Origin of the sequence: Marinicella gelatinilytica (assembly GCF_026410405.1) — a bacterium.
GTDB classification, from domain to species: Bacteria; Pseudomonadota; Gammaproteobacteria; order Xanthomonadales; family Marinicellaceae; genus Marinicella; species Marinicella gelatinilytica.
This window is the reverse complement of sequence record NZ_JAPMLN010000046.1, coordinates 1-281: the sequence shown is the minus strand read 5'-3', so window position 1 is coordinate 281 and position 281 is coordinate 1. Positions and strand designations below refer to the sequence as shown.

Here is a 281-nt window from a genome sequence, read left to right as displayed (position 1 = left end):
CGTGAGCATATCCTGTTGGCACGTCAGGTTGGCGTACCTTATATTGTTGTGTTCTTAAACAAATGTGACCAAGTTGATGACGAAGAGTTGTTAGAGTTGGTTGAGATGGAAGTTCGTGAGTTATTGAATGACTATGAGTTTCCTGGTGATGACACGCCATTGGTTAAAGGATCAGCTTTGAAAGCCTTAGAAGGCGACACCAGTGATATCGGTGTACCGGCTGTACAAAAGCTGTTGGATGAGATGGATTCTTATTTTCCTGAGCCTGAGCGTGACACAGC

The 281-nt window shown here is 44.5% G+C and carries 1 protein-coding gene; it reads left to right on the top strand.

The window, feature by feature from the left end; all coding sequences use genetic code 11:
- On the top strand, positions 1-281 hold a 281-nt coding region (locus tag OS173_RS13285; protein WP_267184764.1), incomplete at both ends, for a GTP-binding protein.